This window comes from Sphingobium lactosutens DS20, from assembly GCF_000445105.1.
Lineage (GTDB): Bacteria > Pseudomonadota > Alphaproteobacteria > Sphingomonadales > Sphingomonadaceae > Sphingobium > Sphingobium lactosutens.
Window position 1 is genome coordinate 1 of the sequence record NZ_ATDP01000053.1, and the last position, 5,060, is coordinate 5,060.

The 5,060-nt window shown below is 62.1% G+C and carries 5 protein-coding genes; all 5 read left to right on the forward strand.

Annotated elements, in window-relative coordinates; genetic code table 11:
- Positions 1-67 precede the first annotated feature (67 nt).
- The gene (locus tag RLDS_RS31290; protein ID WP_021224463.1) at positions 68-841 is read left to right on the forward strand and encodes a dioxygenase family protein; all 774 of its coding nucleotides are present in this window, start codon (positions 68-70) and stop codon (positions 839-841) included.
- 167 nt (positions 842-1,008) lie between these two features.
- The gene (locus RLDS_RS31295; protein ID WP_020818760.1) at positions 1,009-2,076 is read left to right on the forward strand and encodes a maleylacetate reductase; all 1,068 of its coding nucleotides are present in this window, start codon (positions 1,009-1,011) and stop codon (positions 2,074-2,076) included.
- A gap of 78 nt (positions 2,077-2,154) precedes the next feature.
- Complete coding sequence (locus RLDS_RS55055; protein WP_021224464.1) at positions 2,155-2,301, forward strand: CoA-transferase; 147 nt, start codon at positions 2,155-2,157, stop codon at positions 2,299-2,301.
- 185 nt (positions 2,302-2,486) lie between these two features.
- Positions 2,487-3,992, forward strand: a complete 1,506-nt coding sequence (gene istA, locus RLDS_RS31300; RefSeq protein WP_020818759.1) for an IS21 family transposase — start codon at positions 2,487-2,489, stop codon at positions 3,990-3,992.
- On the forward strand, positions 3,992-4,801 hold the full coding sequence (gene istB / locus RLDS_RS31305) for an IS21-like element helper ATPase IstB (RefSeq protein ID WP_020818758.1): 810 nt from the start codon (positions 3,992-3,994) through the stop codon (positions 4,799-4,801). Before istA ends, istB begins: the two co-directional genes overlap by 1 nt.
- The last annotated feature ends 259 nt before the right edge of the window (positions 4,802-5,060 follow it).

Here is a 5,060-nt window from a genome sequence, read left to right on the forward strand (position 1 = left end):
AAAAATGTCTCGGGTGTAAAATATTGGTTCTTGAGAATAGAAACGGATCTCCTTGGAGGATCGGAAAATGGCAGACGAAGCTCGTATAAACGCAGTGGTCAGCGATATCGTGGATGGAGTGCGCGCGGCTCTGTTCAAGCACGATGTGACGTTCGACGAATACAGGGTGGCGCTGGCGTTTCTGCTTGATGCCTTCGAAAAGAACGACGTGCCGCTACTGATGGACGTCTTCTTCAACACGACGATCGTGAAAATCGAGGGCAAACTGATGGGAGGCTCTAAGCCTTCGCTGGAAGGTCCTTATTATCTGGAGAATGCGGCTGTCGTCACGGACCGCCTTCCAATGCGCGACGAGGATCAGCACCACACTGCGATGCAGCTGCGCGGTCGAGTGACCGGGATGGATGGGCGGCCGCTCGCGCGTGCCACGATCGACGTTTGGCATTCGACCCCGGAAGGCCGGTATAGCGGTATTCATGATGGAATTCCGCCGCACTATTATCGCGGCAAGATCGTCACTGACGCTGATGGCCGCTACAACGTGCGGTCGATCATGCCGATCCCGTACCAAATTCCTAACGAAGGGCCCACCGGTGCGCTGCTCACGGCGATGGGGCGGCACTCCTGGAGGCCAGCTCATGTCCATTACAAGATCTCGGCCCCTGGCATGCATACACACATCAGTCAGGCCTACTTCGAAGGCGGCGCGTACGTCGAAGACGATTGCTGCGAGGACGTTTGCGAGGAGCATGTTGTCGCCGAGAAGGTGGAAGACGGTGTGCGCATCGTCGAAGTGGACTTCGTGATCCCGAAAGCGACGGAAAAGGCGCAAGCCGCCTGAGCGGTTTCGTGAGCCGCCTTTGAGCGGCGACGCATCTTCCATCCAACGACAACAAAGCGATCCGGCGTGTTGCCGGATCGAACCTTTTACCGCGGGCCATTGAGCGCTGGTCCGCATGGCGGCGGCCGGGCTGGCTCGAGCCAAGATCAAGGGCGTGAGAGATTGAGATGCAATTGAGTTTCACTTACGAGGCCAATCCAGGACGAACGATATTCGCGCCGGGTAGCCTGGCTTCGCTCGGCGATGAGCTTACGCGGCTTGGTTTCAGTCGTGCGCTGATCATCTGCACGCCGCCTCAGCGCGATTTGGCCGAGCGGATCAACGCGATGCTCGGCGATCGTAGTGCCGGAATCTTCGATGGCGCCCTGATGCACGTCCCATTCGAGACCGTCGTCGCCTGTCGAGACGTGGCGCTAAAGAGCTTGGCCGATTGCACGGTCGCAATCGGCGGTGGATCGACGACGGGTCTCGCCAAGGCTCTAGCGCTTGAAGACGGCCTTCCGATCGTGGCGGTCCCTACGACCTATGCAGGCTCCGAAATGACCCCGATTTGGGGAATGACGAAGGATCGGCGAAAGGTCACGGGGCGCGACAAGGCGGTACTGCCGAAAACGGTCATTTACGATCCGGAGCTGCTGGTGTCGCTGCCGGCTTCTATTACCGGGCCGTCCGGGCTCAATGCGATCGCGCACGCGGTTGAAGCTCTTTACGCGCCGGAAGCCAATCCCATCACGTCGCTAATGGCGGAGGAGGCGATCCGGGCGATCGGACAGGGCCTTCCGAAATCGATTGAGACGCCGAACGACATCGGCGCGCGCTCTTCGACGCTCTATGGCGCTTGGCTCGCCGGCGCGACACTCGGCATGGTTGGCATGGGCCTCCATCATAAGATTTGCCACACGCTTGGGGGTACGTTCGATCTGCCGCATGCCGATGTTCATGCGATCGTCCTTCCGTATGTCGCCGAGTTCAACGCGAGCGCCGCGCCTGGCGCGATGGCGCGCGTGGCGATGGCGTTGGGCGGCTTGGCGGCAAGCGACGCAGGACGGTGTCTTTACGATCTTCGCCGGAAAACGTGCCCAAAGCAGTCGCTTGCTAGTTTGGGAATGGCGCAATCCGATATTCGGCATGCCGCGGAACTGGCCAGCGCGGGCAGCTATCCAAACCCCAGGATCGCCTCGGCCGACGATGTCGAACGCATCATTATCGAGGCGTTTCACGGTCTGCAGCCCTGATGTCGCGCACAGCTGGGATCGCTCTTGGAGACTTTATGGAGACGGCCGCGCGCGGCGGCTTGAGAGGAAGGCGGCGAGTTGGATAGCAAAATATATGGCAGCGCCGAGCAGGCTTTATCAGGGCTGTTGAGCGAAGGCATGACAATCATGTCAGGCGGCTTCGGCCTCGTCGGTAATCCTGAAACCTTGATCGACTGCGCGGCGACAACTACGATGGCCGGTTGAGCGGCGACTATGATGGCCGGTAGGATCGGTTGTCTGGTCTGATCGTAGGGAGGGGCGCAGCCCCGACCGGAGAGCGGACCAGACAACCGGTGGCGATCTTTTTCCCCTTCTTTCGGGGGGCAGATCGGGGCTGTGGCGGGCGGTGGTATCGGAACACTCATCGAACAACGAGCGATGGGTTTGCGATGCCGGGCCACCACATTTCCGATCAGCAGGTATTTCTCTTCATGACCCATCGTCGCCAACACACCCAGGCCGTCGCGGCTGCCAAGGCCGGTATCAGCGAACGCAGCGCACGCCGGATCGAGAACGATCCGCAGCTTCCGTCCCAGAAGAAGAAGGAGCGCCACTGGCGCACCCGCGCCGATCCGCTCGAGCCATTCTGGCCACGTATAGAGGAGTTGCTCCAGATCGACGGTATCATTGCCGTCACGGTCTTCGAGACGCTCCAGGACGAGTTCGGCGAGGATGCTGTTCCCGATGCGATACGACGAACACTGGAACGCCGGATCGCCCGCTGGCGGGCACTGCACGGCGGCGAGAAGGAGATCTTCTTCCCGCAGCATCATGAGCCCGGTCGGCAGGGCCTGTCGGATTTCACGGTATGCGACAGTCTCAAGGTCACTGTTGCCGGCGAGACCCTGGCCTATCGCCTCTACCACTTCCGCTTGGCGGCGAGTGGCTGGGAGCATGCGGCTGTCGTGCTGGGCGGGGAGAGCTTTGCCGCCCTTTCGGAGCACCTGCAGGATGCGTTGTGGAAGCTGGGCGGTGCGCCGGCCGAACACCGCAGCGATTCCCTGTCAGCCGCCTACAAAAACCTCAACGCCGATGCGCAGCGGGATTTCACCCGAAGCTATGACGAGCTGTGTCGTCATTACGGCATGCTTGCTACCCGCAACAACCGCGGCGAGGCGCACGAGAACGGATCGATCGAAGGTCCCCATGCCCATCTCAAGCGACGGCTCGATCAGGCCTTACGCCGGCGGGGCAGCCGCGATTTCGTTAGCATCGAGGCCTGGCGCGAGTTCGTTGAGGCGCAGGTCGCCAGACAGAACCGGCGACATGCTGCGCGCATCGATGCAGAACGCAGGGTACTCAAGGCGCTGCCCGCAAGGCGAACCACCGATTTCGCCATGGTCACCGTCGATGTCACCCGCAACGGCACCGTCGCCATCGATCGGGTTACCTATTCGGTGCCTTCCCGCCTCGTCGGACGGCGCCTCAACGCGCATCTCTTTGACGATCGCATCGAGCTCTTCCTCGGTCCAGACAGGGTAATGTCCACGCCGCGTGTGCGGATCAGTCATCCCCACCGGGGGCATAGCATCGATTTCCGGCACATGATCGGTAACCTGCGCCGCAAGCCCGGTGCACTGCGCAACCTCGTCTACCGCGAAGCCCTCTTCCCCGATCACGCCTACCGGCGGGCCTGGCAAGCCTTCGATGCCCAACTCGATGGACGGCAGGCCTGCCGCGATGCCGTCGCGCTGCTCGATATCGCCGCCAGGGGCGACTGTGTCGACGTGCTGGCCCGGCGGATCGATGAGGCTCTCGACAGCGGGCGCTTGCCCGATGTCGATGCGCTCAGGGACGAGTTCCTGCCAACCGCAAGATCGCAGCGCGATGTCGCTATCCCGCCACCCGATCTGCACAGCTACAACAGCCTGATCGCCAGCGGGGAGGTGCACTGATGACCCGCACCAAGGATCAGGCCGCCGCCGTACTGCCTACCCTGCTCAAGGCCTTGCGCCTGCCGAGCATCAACCGCAACTGGAAGCACCTCACCGACACCGCCGATCGCGATGGCTGGCCGGCCGCCAACCTGCTGGCCTCGCTTCTCGAGATCGAGATGGCTGATCGCTCCTCCCGGCGCATCCAGCGCCATCGCGACCAGTCCGGCTTGCCCGCAGGCAAGACCTTCGCCACCTTCGATTTCGACGCCGCCCCCGGCATCCGCAAACCGCACCTCTTGTCCCTCGCCGCCGGTGACGACTGGATCGAGAACGGCGGCAACCTGCTGCTGTTCGGCCAGAGCGGGACCGGCAAGACGCACGCAGTTGCCGCCATTGGCCATGCCCTCATCGACACGGGGCGGCGCGTCCTGTTCTGCTCCACCACCGACATGGTCCAGAAGCTCCAGTCCGCGCGCCGCGACCTCAGCTTGCCCGCCATGCTCGACAAGCTCGACAAGTTCGATCTCATCGTGCTCGACGATCTGTCCTACGTCCGCAAGGACCAGGTCGAAACCAGCGCCTTGTTCGAGCTCATCGCCCACCGCTACGAACGCCACTCGCTCGCCATTACCGCCAACCAGCCATTTTCGGCATGGGACAACGTCTTCCCTGATCCCGCCATGGCTGTCGCCGCGATCGACCGCCTCGTGCACCACTCGACCATCATCGAGATGAACGGCGAAAGCTACCGCAAGCGTTCCGCCGTCGCCCGCATCAACGCCGGCGATTACGACCCGCCCAATGGCGCCCCGGACCGGCCATCATAATTGTCGCTGGCTTCGCGCTCGGGAGCACCCTTGCTGAGGCAACGGGTAATTGTCGCCAGCGGCAATTACATGCCAACCATCCCATGCGCTTCAAACCCTCGCTTCCGGCCAGCGCCAGCGACAATTACCCAGCGTCGTAATTGTCGCTCGACGGTTGCTCCTCGCAACAGCAAATGGTAGCCAGAATTCACCAACCGGCGCGGCCACCTATCGGCCATCAAAATTGACGCCGACCGGACTCCGTAATCGTCGCGCTACA